At 43.7% G+C, this 15,685-nt stretch carries 16 protein-coding genes; 11 read left to right on the top strand and 5 right to left on the bottom strand.

All coding sequences use genetic code 11. The annotated features are described in order from the left end of the window. Positions 1-41: 41 nt before the first annotated feature. Genes P4S58_RS11585 through P4S58_RS11570 form a run of 4 tightly spaced genes read right to left on the bottom strand, consistent with a single transcriptional unit; the run spans position 42 to position 3,801 of the window. Positions 42-1,427, bottom strand: coding sequence for an AmpG family muropeptide MFS transporter (locus P4S58_RS11585; protein ID WP_102986763.1), 1,386 nt, complete (start codon positions 1,425-1,427; stop codon positions 42-44). A 51-nt stretch (positions 1,428-1,478) separates the two neighbouring features. Continuing rightward, a complete protein-coding gene (locus P4S58_RS11580) occupies positions 1,479-2,027 on the bottom strand; it encodes a peptidylprolyl isomerase (protein ID WP_102986806.1) in 549 nt (182 codons plus the stop codon). 10 nt (positions 2,028-2,037) lie between these two features. After that, complete coding sequence (locus P4S58_RS11575; protein WP_042480223.1) at positions 2,038-2,613, bottom strand: YajG family lipoprotein; 576 nt, start codon at positions 2,611-2,613, stop codon at positions 2,038-2,040. Positions 2,614-2,670: 57 nt separating this feature from the next. Continuing rightward, on the bottom strand, positions 2,671-3,801 hold the full coding sequence (locus P4S58_RS11570) for a methyltransferase (protein WP_042480770.1): 1,131 nt from the start codon (positions 3,799-3,801) through the stop codon (positions 2,671-2,673). Between the two features lie 184 nt (positions 3,802-3,985). Between P4S58_RS11570 and P4S58_RS11565 the strand changes: the two genes are divergently transcribed. The 9 genes from P4S58_RS11565 (at position 3,986) to nqrM (ending at position 12,014) form a co-directional block, all read left to right on the top strand. After that, positions 3,986-4,288 carry a BolA/IbaG family iron-sulfur metabolism protein gene (locus tag P4S58_RS11565; protein WP_042480221.1) on the top strand — a complete coding sequence of 101 codons (303 nt, stop codon included), beginning with the start codon at positions 3,986-3,988 and terminating at the stop codon, positions 4,286-4,288. A 481-nt stretch (positions 4,289-4,769) separates the two neighbouring features. Beyond that, on the top strand, positions 4,770-6,110 hold the full coding sequence (locus P4S58_RS11560; RefSeq protein ID WP_042480768.1) for a Na(+)-translocating NADH-quinone reductase subunit A: 1,341 nt from the start codon (positions 4,770-4,772) through the stop codon (positions 6,108-6,110). A 5-nt stretch (positions 6,111-6,115) separates the two neighbouring features. Beyond that, positions 6,116-7,360 (top strand): NADH:ubiquinone reductase (Na(+)-transporting) subunit B, encoded by a 1,245-nt coding sequence (locus tag P4S58_RS11555; RefSeq protein ID WP_042480219.1) that lies wholly within the window; start codon positions 6,116-6,118, stop codon positions 7,358-7,360. Further along, entirely contained in the window at positions 7,350-8,117 is a 768-nt protein-coding gene (locus P4S58_RS11550; protein ID WP_042480217.1) for a Na(+)-translocating NADH-quinone reductase subunit C, read from the top strand. The genes P4S58_RS11555 and P4S58_RS11550 overlap by 11 nt, the downstream gene beginning before the upstream one ends. After that, positions 8,117-8,749, top strand: coding sequence for an NADH:ubiquinone reductase (Na(+)-transporting) subunit D (locus tag P4S58_RS11545; RefSeq protein WP_042480215.1), 633 nt, complete (start codon positions 8,117-8,119; stop codon positions 8,747-8,749). The genes P4S58_RS11550 and P4S58_RS11545 overlap by 1 nt, the downstream gene beginning before the upstream one ends. A 7-nt stretch (positions 8,750-8,756) precedes the next feature. Then, positions 8,757-9,353 carry an NADH:ubiquinone reductase (Na(+)-transporting) subunit E gene (nqrE, locus tag P4S58_RS11540; protein ID WP_042480213.1) on the top strand — a complete coding sequence of 199 codons (597 nt, stop codon included), beginning with the start codon at positions 8,757-8,759 and terminating at the stop codon, positions 9,351-9,353. Between the two features lie 33 nt (positions 9,354-9,386). Further along, positions 9,387-10,610, top strand: coding sequence for an NADH:ubiquinone reductase (Na(+)-transporting) subunit F (nqrF, locus tag P4S58_RS11535; protein WP_042480211.1), 1,224 nt, complete (start codon positions 9,387-9,389; stop codon positions 10,608-10,610). A gap of 143 nt (positions 10,611-10,753) precedes the next feature. Then, a complete protein-coding gene (locus P4S58_RS11530) occupies positions 10,754-11,761 on the top strand; it encodes an FAD:protein FMN transferase (protein WP_269348662.1) in 1,008 nt (335 codons plus the stop codon). Between the two features lie 19 nt (positions 11,762-11,780). Further along, positions 11,781-12,014, top strand: coding sequence for a (Na+)-NQR maturation NqrM (gene nqrM, locus P4S58_RS11525; RefSeq protein ID WP_042480206.1), 234 nt, complete (start codon positions 11,781-11,783; stop codon positions 12,012-12,014). 98 nt (positions 12,015-12,112) lie between these two features. Here the strand turns inward: nqrM and P4S58_RS11520 are convergent, their stop codons facing one another. Beyond that, complete coding sequence (locus tag P4S58_RS11520; protein WP_102966125.1) at positions 12,113-13,402, bottom strand: GGDEF domain-containing response regulator; 1,290 nt, start codon at positions 13,400-13,402, stop codon at positions 12,113-12,115. Positions 13,403-13,543: 141 nt separating this feature from the next. Between P4S58_RS11520 and dinB the strand changes: the two genes are divergently transcribed. Next, the gene (gene dinB, locus P4S58_RS11515) at positions 13,544-14,611 is read left to right on the top strand and encodes a DNA polymerase IV (RefSeq protein ID WP_337164036.1); all 1,068 of its coding nucleotides are present in this window, start codon (positions 13,544-13,546) and stop codon (positions 14,609-14,611) included. A 185-nt stretch (positions 14,612-14,796) separates the two neighbouring features. Beyond that, on the top strand, positions 14,797-15,540 hold the full coding sequence (locus tag P4S58_RS11510; RefSeq protein WP_042480205.1) for a YggN family protein: 744 nt from the start codon (positions 14,797-14,799) through the stop codon (positions 15,538-15,540). Positions 15,541-15,685: the final 145 nt, after the last annotated feature.

Raw genomic sequence — 15,685 nt, 5'->3', positions numbered from 1 at the left:
CAGTGGGTAAACAAGAGGGAACCTTAGGTCCCCTCTTGTTTTTATTTCACTATTTTCTCTTCTACCAGTTCTTCTTTGTGATTTCTTGCTTTGTTTAACAGGTCTGTAAAGTAATGACGCAGCGTATACAGCATGATCAAACTTGGAATAACCATCAAAGCGGTCAGAATAAAGAACAGAGACCAGTCATTTAAGTAGTCTGCCAGCTCGCCACTGAATGAGGCCAGTGTGGTGCGGCCGAAGTTACCTAATGAGGCTAGCAAGGCGTACTGAGTTGCAGAGAAGGCTTGCCCTGTCATCACCGTTAAGAAGGAGACAAAGGCGACAGTAGAAAATGCCGTGGTGAAGTTATCGACAATAATAGTGGCAAGGAACAGATGTTCATTTGGACCAACCTGAGCAATCCAAGAGAACATTAAGTTACTGGCTGACATGGCGATACCACCAATCATCAAACCGCGAACAATACCAAAACGCACGTTGACCATGCTGCCAATCAGGGTAAACAGCATAGTAATACCCCAACCAATTAATTTGGAGTAATAACCAATCTGCTCGTTGCTGAAGCCGATTTCTTTGTAAAACGCGATAGACATTCGGCCGAGGAACGCTTCACCAATCTTAAATAGGAAAACGAACAACAACAGTGTGATAGCAACCGAAGTACCATTGCGGCGGAAGAAATCAATGAATGGCTCCAGTACGGTTACACTCAACCAAGCCAATATCTTTGAATTGACCACTTTGTTGTGTCGTTGCTCAGCCTGTTTCTGCAGCGCTTCACGATTGGTGTTTGGTTCGCCAACCAGAAGGGTAAACAGAATCAACACACCTACGATGGCAGCCATGCCGTAGTACACACCATTCCAGCCCATTGAATCAGCATTGATAAATGCCAGATAGCCGGGAACCGAATAGCCTGTCCACCAACCAATCACCGCCATAGCTGAAGCTTGTGGCAGTTTACTGGATTCCGATTTCGGAAAGGTATCAATACGAAACGCATCAACCGCAATATCCTGAGTTGCAGAAGCAATCGCAATACCTAGGGCGAGCATGGATGTCAGCATCAAATTTGTCGCTGGGTTTACGCCAGCAATAAACAGAGTACAGATTAAAATCAGAACCTGACAAAGGAGTATCCAACTGCGACGCTGCCCAAGCAGAGAGTGCAGAACTGGTAGGCGGACTCGGTCAACCGCTGGTGCCCATAAAAAGTTAATCGCGTAAACCGCAAACACACTGCCGAAATAGCCAATGGCACTGCGAGTCAGTCCTGCATCTTTTAACCAGCCAGACATGTTTGAGCCAATCAATACCCAAGGGAAACCGCTGGAGCATCCGAGCATCAATACCCAAAGCAGACGTTTATCGAAGTAGCTACGGATAGTTTCAACCCAAGTGAGAGATTGATTTTCTTGTTGCATGGAGCTTTCCTTGTCGGAAAAAGAGCTCCGAATAAATCGGAGCTTTAGGTGTTATTTAATCAGAGTGGCGTTGGTGATGATGATAGGTGTTACAGGAACATCCTTCATATAGCCAATTGATCGAGTAGGTTGTTGAGCCATCTTTTGAATGACTTCAAAACCTTTAGTGACTTGACCAAACACAGCGTAGCCCGGTGGGCGTTGACCGTAGTTCAGAAAATCGTTATCAACGAGGTTGATATAGAACTGACGCGTGGCTGAATTTGGATCGTTGGTACGAGCCATAGCAATTGTCGCGGTGTCATTGCGTAAACCGTTGCTCGCTTCATTTTGAATTGGAGCATAGGTGCTGACTTGCTTCATGTCGGTATCGAAACCGCCACCTTGTGCCATAAAGCCCGGGATGATGCGGTGGAAGATAGTACCGACATAACTGCCGTCTTCAACGTAACGAAGGAAGTTAGCAACACTGATTGGCGCTTGTTCTTCATTCAATTCAATGGTGAAAGTGCCTAAAGTGGTTTCAACTTCAACTTGAGGCCCTGCCCAAACATAGCTGCTCGCAGCGATAGCGAGCGCTGCCAAAGAGCCTTTCACCATGGATAGGGTTTTAACCATTGAAACGCTCCTTCATATAGTTTTGCAGTTCTGTGTCCGCTGCGATTTCTTTTAGGACGAGATTCACAACATCGTTCAGAACTTGTTCAATATCTTCATTTGAAGCGCTTAGAGCACCTGTACGTTTTGCTGTACCTGTATAGCTCTTCACTAATTTACCTTTTGGCGTTTCTGCGGTCAGTTGTAGCAGAACTTTACCGTTCATCTCATTTTCCATGATGGTATGAGTCACAGTCACCAAGGCTTCTTGGATTTCAAGCGTCAGCATGTTTTCGCTGTTAACTGTGATAGTGAATCCTTGAGAATCAAACTGGCTTGAAAGTGCATTCTCCAAAGCGATACGAACGTTTTGGCGTGCATGAACAGGTTCGATGTTGTTGCGGCCGCTATCGACTAAAGCAACATATTGCGCAGAGCGAACGTCTTTACTAACCAAAGTGAACTTGCTGTTTGTCACAATATCACTGTTACTTAAAACAGCTGTAGGGTTTAAGCTTATCTGCTGTTGTTGAGGTGCAGAGCAAGCGGCCAATAAAGCAATAGAAGCTGCGAGAACCAGTTTTTTCATGGTCAATTCCTTTCGTTTGTTTTGGCATGTCAGGAACATGCTTAAGGTCACCAGACCCTAATACTTAGTAGCTTGTAAGATAACAAATTTATTGTTGCTAGCGACAGTCTTTACTTGTGTGTGACCGAAAAGGCGAGCAAGTTTTATATCGTATCCGAGGTGGCGATTGCCGATAACCAATAATTTGCCCCCTTTTTTAAGAACTTGCTTTGAATCACAGAACATCTGCCATGCGATATGGTCTGTGATCGCTTGTTGTTGGTGGAAAGGGGGATTGCATACGATAAACGAAGCGCTCTCAGTTTCAAAATCATCTAAGCAATTGTTCGCGGTACAGGTTATCTCGGGTTGCGTGAGCAAATTGTTATTCAGGTTACGTCTGGCTGCTTCTACCGCCATAAAGCTCTCGTCAACACAGGTAATCGAGGCATTAGGATTTAACCGCGCCAGTTTTATCGATAACACGCCATTTCCACAACCTAGGTCGATGAAGTCTGTCAGATCTTCACTCGGCAAATGTTCAAGCAGCAAGCGCGCGCCTTGGTCTAGACTCTCACCAGAATACACGTTGGGAAGATTCACTAAACTCATTTGTTCGTTTTCGACTTCCCATCGTACTTCTTCATCCACATTTGGCACCGGTGTGCAATTAGCAAAAGAAAACACTAAACGGTGTTTTTTCCATGCCAGAGATGTCTTAGTGTCACCCAAATACTTCTCAAACAACTGCAGTGTTGAAGAATGAATTTCTTTTGCTTTGTTGACTGAAATAATGGGGCACTTTTCGTCTAGGGATTGACGAAGTTTACTCAGAACCCATACCAAATGACGGTTATTTCGAGGGATTTGCATCAACACCAGATCGATGTCGTTAGGTATCTCATCCATGGTGTTGAGAAGTGTCACGTCATTGCAAGAGTTACGTTTTAAGTTTTCCAGTGTTGCTTTGTGAGCAATGAACGAATCACTCATCATGAACACTTGGTGTTGCGCTGAAAACCAGCAACTGAGTGCGCCGAATGAATCGTTTAAAATCAAAATGCGTTTTGATGAGGTTAGCGCTAGCTCTTCAATATGCGAGATCAGATACTCATCACCCGCATCCCAAGCTTGCAGAAGCTCATTGTTACGAATCGGGAAGCGATGAAGTGTTAGCGTGCGTTCAAATAGCGAAAGCTCAGTTTTCATATTCGGTTTAATTGATAGTTTTAAAGACACTATTATTGTCTCAGATGCTCGATGATCAAGAAACATAAACCTTTCGCTGGCAATTTGTTGGCCTAACCTATGGTTTGTGTTTGTCAAAGCAAAGCTCGCCAAAGTAAACTGTTTGTTGGTTTTGTTATATCACTGTGTAAAAGAAGGGAGCATTATGATTCAACAAGTCATTGAGACTAAGCTGCAAGATAAATTTCAACCCGAATATCTGCAGGTTGTGAATGAAAGCTATATGCATAATGTGGCACCCGGCTCAGAGAGTCACTTTAAAGTTGTGATTGTTACTTCGAGCTTTGAGGGGCAACGTTTGATTATGCGTCACCGCCAAGTGAATCAGACTTTGTCGGAAGAGTTAAGCAACCATATTCATGCTCTGGCTATACATACTTACACACCACAAGAGTGGAATGAATTGAAGAAAAAAGCGCCAGATAGCCCGATGTGTTTGGGTGGATAGTGATGAGCTAGGTGATCATTTTTCGCTCTTTTTTGGGTGATTGTTTAACAATTTTAATACAGCTACCATTCTGTAAAGTGGCATAAAACCATTTTTTTCAAAAAAAACGCAAAAAATAACCCTGATATTGAGGTGGTGAAAATAATTGTGCGACATATCAAAATAATGATTATTAATGCGCCTTTTAAACGAATTTGTGCCCAAATAAAATCACGAATCTAGAGATCTTGAATGGCATCGTATTCGTAAAAGGTGCTAAACTACCGCCCTTGATAAATCTCATCTCAAATCTGTAATGTGATTTTTAAAAGTATGTTGCGCTTTTGGTGATTAAATAACCAAGGCGGGCAGATATAATAATGTCGTGTCTAGAGACGGTTTAGTTTTGTCATTACACACTTCCAGTAGAAGTACGGATGACCACCGCCTCCAATTTGCGCAATGAATGAATCTTTTTCCCGATAAAGTAGTGCAAGTGCGTATGATTACAATAAAAAAGGGTTTGGACCTTCCTATCGCAGGAACTCCTTCCCAGGTGATTAATGATGGCAAAGCCATCAACAAAGTCGCCTTGCTTGGCGAAGAGTACGTCGGCATGCGTCCTACTATGCATGTTCGCGTAGGTGATGAAGTAAAGAAAGCTCAAGTTCTTTTTGAAGATAAGAAGAATCCGGGAGTGAAATTTACTTCACCGGTCAGCGGTAAAGTTGTTGAAATTAATCGTGGTGCAAAACGTGTACTTCAGTCTGTAGTGATTGAAGTTGCAGGTGATGACCAAGTGACGTTCGACAAGTTTGAAGCGAATCAATTAGGAAGTCTTGACCGCGAAGCGGTGAAAACTCAACTGGTCGATTCTGGTCTTTGGACATCGCTGCGTACTCGTCCGTTCAGCAAGGTTCCTGCAGTTGATTCGACGACTAAGGCTATTTTTGTTTCTGCCATGGATACTAATCCATTAGCAGCAGAGCCGACGGTTATCATCAACGACAATTCGGAAGCCTTCGTTGCTGGTCTTGATGTACTTTCAGCTTTGACTGAAGGTAAGGTGTACGTTTGTAAAAAAGGTACCAGCTTACCACGCTCAACTCAGTCTAATGTTGAAGAACATGTCTTTGACGGCCCTCACCCAGCAGGTTTAGCTGGTACACACATGCATTTCCTGCATCCTGTAAATGCAGAAAATGTGGCATGGTACATTAACTACCAGGACGTTATCGCTGTAGGTAAATTGTTCCTTACTGGTGAGTTATACAGCGAGCGTGTTATTTCTCTTGCTGGCCCTGTCGTAAATAATCCTCGATTAATCCGTACTGTAATAGGTGCAAGCCTAGAGCAATTGACGGATAGCGAAATGATGCCTGGCGAAGTTCGCGTGATCTCTGGTTCAGTACTAACAGGTACTAAAGCTTCAGGTCCACACGCTTACTTAGGTCGTTACCACTTACAGGTTTCTGTTCTTCGCGAAGGTCGTGAGAAAGAACTGTTTGGTTGGGCAATGCCTGGTAAGAACAAGTTCTCTGTTACTCGCTCATTCTTAGGTCACTTATTCAAAGGTCAGTTGTTCAACATGACAACGACGACTAACGGTAGTGATCGCGCAATGGTGCCAATTGGTAACTATGAAAAAGTTATGCCGCTAGATATGGAGCCAACTCTGTTGCTTCGTGATCTGTGTGCTGGTGACACTGATAGTGCAGTACGCCTTGGCGCATTGGAACTTGATGAAGAAGATCTAGCATTGTGTACCTTTGTATGTCCTGGTAAATACGAGTACGGTCCGTTACTTCGTGAATGCCTCGATAAGATTGAGAAAGAAGGGTAATTTTCATGGGCCTTAAAAAGTTTCTTGAAGACATCGAGCATCACTTTGAACCAGGTGGTAAACACGAGAAATGGTTTGCTTTGTATGAAGCTGCTGCGACTCTGTTTTATACGCCAGGTCTTGTGACAAAGCGAGGCGCTCATGTCCGTGATAGCGTTGATTTAAAACGTATCATGATCATGGTTTGGTTAGCTGTGTTCCCAGCAATGTTCTGGGGTATGTATAACGCAGGTGGCCAGGCTATCTCTGCACTTCATCACTTGTACGCAAGTGATCAACTTGCAACCATCGTTGATGGCAACTGGCATTACTGGCTGACTGAAATGCTAGGCGGCACTATGTCGTCTGATGCAGGTTGGGGCAGTAAAATTCTGTTAGGTGCAACTTACTTCCTTCCAATTTATGCAACAGTTTTTATTGTTGGTGGTTTCTGGGAAGTATTGTTCTGTATGGTGCGTAAGCACGAAGTAAACGAAGGTTTCTTTGTAACTTCGATTCTTTTCGCATTGATCGTTCCACCAACGCTTCCTCTATGGCAAGCAGCGCTAGGTATCACCTTCGGTGTTGTTGTGGCGAAAGAAATCTTTGGTGGTACTGGTCGTAACTTCCTAAACCCAGCTCTAGCAGGTCGTGCATTCTTATTCTTTGCATACCCAGCGCAAATCTCTGGTGATTTAGTTTGGACCGCTGCGGACGGTTTCTCAGGCGCAACTGCTCTTAGTCAATGGACTCAAGGTGGTAGCGGTGCTCTGATGAATGCTGCAACAGGTCAAGCAATCACTTGGATGGATGCATTCATTGGTAATATTCCAGGTTCAATTGGTGAAGTGTCTACGCTTGCTCTAGCAATCGGTGCGGCATTCATTGTTTACATGGGTATTGCTTCATGGCGCATTATCGCTGGTGTGATGATCGGTATGATTGCTCTTTCTACGTTGTTCAACGTGATTGGTTCTGACACCAACATGATGTTCAACATGCCTTGGCATTGGCACCTAGTTCTAGGTGGTTTCGCATTCGGTATGTTCTTCATGGCAACGGACCCAGTATCTGCGTCGTTTACAGATAAAGGTAAGTGGGCATACGGTATTTTGATTGGTGCTATGTGTGTACTAATCCGTGTGGTTAACCCTGCATACCCAGAAGGCATGATGCTAGCGATTCTATTCGCTAACCTATTTGCTCCTCTGTTCGACCATATTGTGGTAGAGAAAAACATCAAGCGGAGATTATCGCGCTATGGCAAGTAATAACGATAGCATTAAGAAAACGCTGTTTGTTGTTATCGCATTGAGCCTAGTGTGCTCAATCATTGTATCGACAGCGGCTGTTGGCCTGCGAGACAAGCAAAAAGCGAATGCTCTGCTTGATAAGCAAAGCAAAATCGTTCAAGTAGCAGGTATCACTGAACAAGGTAAGATTCCAGAGTTGTACTCTAAGTACATTGAACCTCGTCTTATTGACCTTGACAGTGGCGACTTTGTTAAAGGTGATGCAACAACTTTTGATCAGCGTAAAGCTGCAAAAACTCCTAGTGAATCAGTAAAACTGTCTCCTGAGGAAGATGTTGCAAAAATCCTTCGCCGCTCAAACACAAGTGTTGTTTACCTTGTGAAAGATGGTGACAAAGTATCTAAAGTAATTTTACCCGTTCATGGTAACGGCCTATGGTCTATGATGTATGCATTTGTAGCTGTGGAAACCGACGGTAACACAGTTGCTGGTATTACATACTACGAACAAGGCGAAACTCCTGGATTGGGTGGTGAAGTTGAAAACCCTAACTGGCGTGCTCAGTTCGTAGGTAAGAAACTGTTCGATGAGAACCACAAACCTGCAATTAAAGTTGTAAAAGGTGGCGCACCACAAGGTTCTGAGCATGGTGTTGATGCCTTATCAGGTGCAACATTAACCAGTAACGGTGTTCAACACACATTCGACTTCTGGTTAGGTGATATGGGCTTTGGTCCATTCCTAGCAAAAGTTCGTGACGGAGGTCTGAACTAATGTCTAGCGCAAAAGATATTAAAAAGAGTGTGTTAGCGCCTGTATTGGATAACAACCCAATCGCGCTACAAGTTCTTGGTGTTTGTTCTGCTCTTGCAGTAACGACCAAGCTTGAAACGGCTTTTGTTATGACTCTAGCGGTAATGTTTGTAACGGCTTTGTCTAACTTTTTCGTTTCTCTTATTCGCAACCACATTCCTAGTAGTGTACGTATCATCGTACAGATGGCGATCATTGCATCGTTAGTAATTGTGGTAGACCAAATCTTGAAGGCGTATCTATACGATATCTCTAAACAGCTTTCAGTTTTCGTTGGTCTTATCATTACTAACTGTATCGTAATGGGCCGTGCTGAAGCGTTCGCTATGAAGTCTGCTCCGATTCCTTCTTTAATTGATGGTATTGGTAACGGTTTGGGTTATGGTTTCGTTCTTATCACTGTTGGCTTCTTCCGCGAGTTGTTTGGCTCTGGCAAGTTGTTTGGTATGGAAGTTCTACCGTTAGTTAGAGATGGTGGTTGGTACCAGCCAAATGGTTTAATGCTATTAGCACCTTCGGCTTTCTTCCTGATCGGATTTATGATTTGGGCGATTCGTACCTTCAAGCCTGAACAAGTAGAAGCGAAGGAGTAAGGTTGTCATGGAACATTATATTAGTTTGATGGTGAAATCGATTTTCATCGAGAACATGGCACTGTCTTTCTTCTTAGGTATGTGTACCTTCTTGGCGGTATCGAAGAAAGTTAAGACATCATTTGGTCTAGGTATTGCGGTAACAGTGGTATTAACCATCTCTGTTCCTGTGAACAACCTAGTTTACAACCTAGTTCTTAAACCAGATGCGCTTGCTGAAGGTGTGGATTTAAGTTTCCTTAACTTCATTACCTTTATCGGTGTAATCGCTGCATTAGTACAGATTCTAGAAATGATCTTAGACCGTTTCTTCCCGCCTCTGTACAACGCGTTAGGTATCTTCCTTCCATTGATAACAGTTAACTGTGCAATCTTTGGTGGTGTATCTTTCATGGTTCAGCGTGATTACAATTTCGCAGAGTCTGTAGTTTATGGTTTCGGTTCAGGTTTGGGCTGGATGCTAGCTATCGTCGCTCTTGCAGGTATCCGTGAGAAAATGAAGTATTCAGACGTGCCTCCGGGTCTACGTGGTCTAGGTATTACCTTTATCACTGCTGGTCTAATGGCGCTTGGCTTTATGTCATTCTCTGGTGTTCAACTGTAAGACGGGTAAACCGCAACAATTAAGGAATAGTCAATGGACATTATTCTTGGTGTAGTGATGTTTACTCTGATTGTTCTAGCGCTAGTTCTAGTGATTCTATTCGCTAAATCTAAGCTAGTACCAACAGGTGACATTACAATCTCAATCAATGGCGATGCAGACAAATCGATCGTTACTTCTCCAGGCGGCAAGCTTCTTGGCGCATTGGCGAATTCTGGCGTATTCGTGTCTTCGGCATGTGGTGGCGGTGGCTCTTGTGGTCAGTGTCGCGTAAAAATTAAATCTGGCGGTGGTGATATTCTACCGACCGAGCTTGACCACATTACTAAAGGTGAAGCTCGTGAAGGTGAACGTCTAGCGTGTCAGGTTGCAGTGAAAGCTGACATGGAGATCGAACTTCCAGAAGAGATCTTCGGTGTTAAGAAGTGGGAATGTACTGTTATCTCTAACGATAACAAAGCAACATTCATTAAAGAGCTTAAGCTACAAATTCCAGATGGCGAATCAGTACCTTTCCGTGCTGGTGGTTACATCCAGATTGAAGCTCCTGCTCACCACGTTAAATACGCGGATTACGATGTACCTGAAGAGTACCGTGGCGACTGGGACAAGTTTAACCTGTTCCGCTACGAGTCTAAGGTAGATGAAGATATCATTCGTGCATACTCTATGGCGAACTACCCTGAAGAGTTCGGCATTATTATGCTAAACGTACGTATCGCGACTCCGCCGCCAAACAATCCAAACGTACCGCCGGGTCAAATGTCTTCGTACATTTGGTCTCTAAAAGCTGGTGATAAATGTACGATTTCTGGTCCATTTGGTGAGTTCTTCGCGAAAGATACAGATGCTGAAATGGTATTTGTGGGTGGTGGTGCTGGTATGGCTCCAATGCGTTCACACATCTTCGATCAGCTAAAACGTCTGAAATCTAAGCGTAAGATGTCTTACTGGTACGGTGCTCGTTCTAAGCGTGAAATGTTCTACGTGGAAGACTTCGACGGCCTAGCGGCTGAGAATGACAACTTCGTATGGCACTGTGCGCTGTCTGACCCGCAACCAGAAGATAACTGGGATGGTTACACAGGCTTCATCCACAACGTATTGTATGAAAACTACCTGAAGGATCACGAAGCTCCTGAAGATTGTGAATACTACATGTGTGGTCCACCGATGATGAACGCTGCTGTTATCGGCATGCTGAAAGATCTTGGTGTAGAAGATGAAAACATCTTGTTGGATGACTTCGGTGGTTAATCTCCGCTAAGCGTCTGATTTAATGGCTGACTCATTTGAGTCAGCCATAATTTTTTGAAGTTTGTATAGAGAATCTCGTAAGGTTTATGTGCTGAATAACACATGGATTCTCTATATCTACTTATCTCTATAGGAGTAAACAAGTGAAAACTTGGCTTGTTGCATTAGCTTCTTTATTGCTTTTAGCTGGTTGTGAAAAACCAGTCGAGCAAGTTCATTTAAGCGGCCCAACGATGGGTACCACATACAACATTAAGTATCTTAAACAAGATGGTATTCCGTCTTCTGAAGATCTGCACAAAGAGATCGATCGCTTACTTGAAGAAGTAAACGACCAGATGTCAACGTACCGTAAAACGTCAGAGCTGAGCCGTTTTAACCAGTTTCAAGAGACCACTCCATTTGAAGTTTCACCTCAGACGGCAACAGTGGTGCGTGAAGCGATTCGTCTTAACGGAGTGACGTTAGGAGCTCTTGATGTCACTGTAGGCCCATTGGTTAACTTGTGGGGATTTGGCCCAGAAGCGCGTCCAGAAGTGGTTCCTACCGAAGAAGAGTTGGCAGAGCGTAAAGCGAACATCGGTATTGAGCATTTGAGTGTTGAAGGCAACAAGCTGAGTAAAGACCTTCCTCATTTGTACGTAGACCTTTCGACGATTGCCAAAGGTTGGGGTGTAGATGTGGTTGCTGACTATATTGAATCTCAGGGCGTTGCTAACTACATGGTGGAAGTGGGTGGTGAAATCCGTTTGAAAGGTGTCAATCGTGAAGGTGTCGGCTGGCGTATCGCGGTAGAAAAACCGACAGTGGATGAACGTACGATTCAAGAAGTCATTGAACCGGGTGACTATGCAATTGCTACCTCTGGTGATTATCGTAACTACTTTGAGCGTGATGGTGTGCGTTACTCGCATATTATCAATCCCCAAACAGGGCGCCCAATTAACAACCGTGTTGTCTCGGTAACTGTATTAGATAAATCCTGTATGACAGCGGATGGTCTTGCAACGGGGTTAATGGTGCTAGGCGAAGTCAAAGGCATTGAGATCGCAGAGCAAAATAACATTCCTGTGTTTATGATTGTGAAAACGGATGACGGTTTTGAAGAGATCTCTTCAAGCGCATTCAAACCATTCTTAAACCGCAAATAGCAGAAGTGAGATTGTCATTATGAGTACGTTTCTGATTACTTTCGGCGTCTTTCTGGCTGTTATCGCAGCGATGGCTGTCGGTTATATTTTCCAGAAGAAAGTCGTCAAAGGCAGCTGTGGTGGTTTAGGTGCAGTTGGCATTGAGAAAGTGTGTAATTGTCCTGAGCCATGTGACGCACGCAAAAAGCGAGAAGCTCGTGAAGCGGCAAGAGCTGAGAAATTGGCTGCTTGGGAAAAAGACCGCATCGCGTAAACGTGTCAGCAGTTTTGATTAAAAAAGGGTTCTATCGTTAGATAGAACCCTTTTTGTTTGAGTATGGCTTTAAGGAACTAGATTTAAGGCGTTAGATTCTAGGCGTTAACCAGTTGGTTTCGTCCACCTTCTTTGGCATTGTACAGTCGCATATCCGCGACTTTTATCTGTTGGTCAAGGGTACCTTTCATGGATGTGGCACCAATGCTGATGGTGTATTTGATTACTTGGCCTTGATGTTCAACCTGATCAGCTTCAATACATCGACGCATTCGTTCAAGCTGCTTACAGAATTTCTCGAACTCACCGTCATAGTGAATGCAGAACTCTTCGCCACCAAATCGGGCAACGGTTTGATCACCGAAAAAGGCCTTGAGAATACCTGAGATGTGAGTCAAAGCGGCGTCGCCACCATCGTGACCGTAGTTATCATTGACCTTTTTAAAGAAGTCGATATCAAGCATCGCAATGCAGCGTTCGGCTTCATTTTTACCAACGGTGTCGAATAAGTAACGGCGATTCCACAGACCTGTTAGCGCGTCCTGGTTGGCAAGTTTAAACAGTTCCTTTGTCGCTTCCTGCATGTTAAGCAGTTGGTTTACGCGACAAAACAGTTCTTCCTGATTAAACGGCTTATGCAAGAAGTCATTAGCACCCGCTTTTAAATACTGAGCAGTGATGGTTTTATCGTCTGAACCAGATAACCCAAGAATCGAAATACCATCGTGAGCAGAGTGACGGCGAATTTCGCGAATCATCTCAAGCCCAGTCATTTCAGGCATATAGTTGTCACTGATGATAAGGCTGATGTCAGGATTTTCAGTCAGTTTTTGCAGTGCTTCCTCACCATTGCCTGCTTGAGTCGTGCGAATGTATTGCGATTCTAGTAGCTGACAAATGGTACGGCGAATCATGGTGCTGTCATCAACAACCAGTGCATGATGAAACTGGTTGTTCTTAATTCGTTTAGCAAACGGGATGACGTATTGCACCGAGCTTAGGCTGTCTTTAAGAATGTAATCGAGGACGCCCTTCTTCAGAAATTCTTGTCGAGTTTCTTGCTCGAATTTAGCGGTAAGTACGACGACTTTTAGATTTCTGCTCAATAAGAGATCGATGATCACTCCATCTTCAGCATCAATAAGGTGGTAACACGACACGACAAAGGCGAAGTCAGTTCGCTGCTCAAGCACTTGCTTGGTTTGTACGAGATCCTCACACACAGTGACCTCGAACCCTAGCTCTGAAAGATGAGTGCTAAGGTAGTTACGAAAAATGCGACTTCCATCTATAACGAGTACAGAGTTGCTTGAACGATTCACGATAGCTTTGCCTTGATTGAAATCGATGCCGATTGATGGTTTTTTAACAGGGTGCCTTTTATACATGAGAACAGAATTGGCATATGTAGGAATAAGATGATTAATCGACAGACTGTGTCGGTATTTTGTCAGGGTAAGAAAGTTGTTTTCGTTTTGCTTAAATTGGTTCTACAATAACTGTGTTTATGTACAGTTGTTTGGTGGCGTGTGGAACAAGAATCGACGAGAAAAATCATTCATATTGATATGGATTGTTTTTATGCCGCAGTAGAGATGCGTGATAACCCGCAATATCGCGGCAGGCCGTTAGCTGTCGGTGGGCATGAGAAACAAAGAGGGGTGCTGAGCACCTGTAACTATGAGGCGCGTAAATTTGGCGTCCGTTCTGCTATGCCAACGGCTCAAGCTTTGAAGTTGTGTCCTCAACTCTTGGTGGTGCCCGGGAGAATGTCTGTATATAAAGATGTATCACGTAAAATTCACGCCATTTTCCAACGTTATACCTCAATCATTGAACCGTTATCCTTAGATGAAGCTTTTCTGGATGTTACCGATGTTGAACTCTGCCATGGAAGTGCCACGTTGATCGCTCAGGCAATTCGCAGAGACATTTGGAATGAGCTTGATTTGACGGCATCAGCGGGAGTCGCACCGATAAAATTCTTGGCAAAAGTCGCTTCTGATATCAATAAGCCTAACGGTCAGTTTGTTGTTACGCCGGAAGAGGTTCAATCTACCGTTGATAAGCTGCCGCTAGAGAAAATTCCCGGAGTCGGGAAGGTGAGTTTAGAAAAGCTACATCAAGCTGGCTTTTTTCTTTGTGAAGACATCAAGAATAGTGACTACCGCGAGTTGCTGAGAAAGTTTGGCCGCTTAGGAGCGTCGTTATGGAAAAAGAGCCACGGGATTGATAATCGCGAAGTGATCGTAGAACGAGAGCGCAAGTCTGTCGGTGTAGAACGTACTTTCAGCCAGAATATTTCGACTTATGAAGAGTGTTGGCAAATCATCGAGGGTAAACTGTTTCCTGAGCTGGATATCCGCTTAGCAAAAGCGAGTCCGGATAAAGCGATCATTAAGCAGGGTATTAAGGTGAAATTTGCAGACTTTCAGCTTACGACCATAGAACATATCCACCCACAGTTAGAGTTGGATGATTTCAGGCAGTTGCTCAGTGATGTTCTCAAACGTCAAAAGGGACGAGAGATCCGCTTGCTAGGACTGTCAGTGATGTTAAAACCAGAAGAACAATCTAAGCAGCTCAGTTTCTTTTAAGCTTTTTTCTATAGTCTGATTTAGCTTAAGATACACGAGTATTTAAGCGTTCCATTTACACTATATCCTCAACTCTAAGCGCTTTGAGCACAATAACTGACACGGCACTAACGTATCACTAATCAACCTCCGATATTGTTAAGCAAAATTTAATTTTTAAAGGTCAACTGGCCTGAGAGACAGGTATGAAAAAGACAATTTTAATCGCTTCTTTATTGTGTAGCTCTTCTGTTTGGGCTGCTCAGTGTAAAATCGACGTGCAAAATGAAGTTCATCTAAGTGGTTCCAGTGTTGAAATACATACAACCCGTGGTGATACTGCTGTGATGGACGAGAGTAATCGTCTCTATCTTCATGGCGAACAAATTGAGTTGGACGGTTCTCAACAACAAGCGATCCAATCTTATCGAGAAAGTGTCAGTTCAGCTGTTCCCCGTGCGAAAGAGCTGGCTCAGAAAGGAATGGATGTCGCCAGTGACCTACTAGACGATGTAGCAGCAAGCCTTGATGCACCTAATGCATTTGAAGGTGTTAAACAGTCTATGAAAGATTTTTTTGCTGACGTAGAAAGCCGTTATTACCAAGGTGGAGATTTCGTTTTACCTGCTAATACCTTTGAATCTATGACTCAGCAATGGCAACAAGATTTTGAAAAAGCAAAAGCGATGTTTAGTCAGGAGTTTTTCTCGAGTGCGTTTGATGCCGTATCTGAAAAGATGAAACAGGATGGTGGGATAAACCTGACCGAATTAGGCAACACCATGAGTGAACTGACTGCTAAGTTCGAAGCTCGCTTGAGAGAGCATGAGGCTACGGTGGAAAAAGAAGGCAAAGAACTGTGTGAATCTCTTGATGATATTGTTGAGCAGGAGCAAGAATTGCACAAAAAGATACCTGAACTAAAGAATTACCAAGTCTTTACGATCTAAACTAAGAGAGCGCATCAAGCGCTCTTTTTTTACTTTGTTCTATTTGAAGGTGAGATTATTTTTAACAATATTAGTGTTCGTTGGTAACGGTCATAACGGCGGTATTCAAATCGAAAAACCGATATCAAGAATTGTTTCATCAGGC

Source organism: Vibrio sp. Hal054, from assembly GCF_037162405.1.
Lineage (GTDB): Bacteria > Pseudomonadota > Gammaproteobacteria > Enterobacterales > Vibrionaceae > Vibrio > Vibrio diazotrophicus.
The sequence above is the reverse complement of the archived record's forward strand: the minus strand, read 5'-3'. Positions and strand labels throughout refer to the sequence as shown.

Bases quoted from the DNA above. Each gene is read 5' to 3' on its own strand.
- P4S58_RS11585 (WP_102986763.1), bottom strand. From the start codon at position 1,427: ATGCAACAAGAAAATCAATCTCTCACTTGGGTTGAAACTATCCGTAGC.
- P4S58_RS11580 (WP_102986806.1), bottom strand. From the start codon at position 2,027: ATGGTGAAAGGCTCTTTGGCAGCGCTCGCTATCGCTGCGAGCAGCTAT.
- P4S58_RS11575 (WP_042480223.1), bottom strand. From the start codon at position 2,613: ATGAAAAAACTGGTTCTCGCAGCTTCTATTGCTTTATTGGCCGCTTGC.
- P4S58_RS11570 (WP_042480770.1), bottom strand. From the start codon at position 3,801: ATGAAAACTGAGCTTTCGCTATTTGAACGCACGCTAACACTTCATCGC.
- P4S58_RS11565 (WP_042480221.1), top strand. From the start codon at position 3,986: ATGATTCAACAAGTCATTGAGACTAAGCTGCAAGATAAATTTCAACCC.
- P4S58_RS11560 (WP_042480768.1), top strand. From the start codon at position 4,770: ATGATTACAATAAAAAAGGGTTTGGACCTTCCTATCGCAGGAACTCCT.
- P4S58_RS11555 (WP_042480219.1), top strand. From the start codon at position 6,116: ATGGGCCTTAAAAAGTTTCTTGAAGACATCGAGCATCACTTTGAACCA.
- P4S58_RS11550 (WP_042480217.1), top strand. From the start codon at position 7,350: ATGGCAAGTAATAACGATAGCATTAAGAAAACGCTGTTTGTTGTTATC.
- P4S58_RS11545 (WP_042480215.1), top strand. From the start codon at position 8,117: ATGTCTAGCGCAAAAGATATTAAAAAGAGTGTGTTAGCGCCTGTATTG.
- nqrE (WP_042480213.1), top strand. From the start codon at position 8,757: ATGGAACATTATATTAGTTTGATGGTGAAATCGATTTTCATCGAGAAC.
- nqrF (WP_042480211.1), top strand. From the start codon at position 9,387: ATGGACATTATTCTTGGTGTAGTGATGTTTACTCTGATTGTTCTAGCG.
- nqrM (WP_042480206.1), top strand. From the start codon at position 11,781: ATGAGTACGTTTCTGATTACTTTCGGCGTCTTTCTGGCTGTTATCGCA.
- P4S58_RS11520 (WP_102966125.1), bottom strand. From the start codon at position 13,402: ATGTATAAAAGGCACCCTGTTAAAAAACCATCAATCGGCATCGATTTC.
- P4S58_RS11510 (WP_042480205.1), top strand. From the start codon at position 14,797: ATGAAAAAGACAATTTTAATCGCTTCTTTATTGTGTAGCTCTTCTGTT.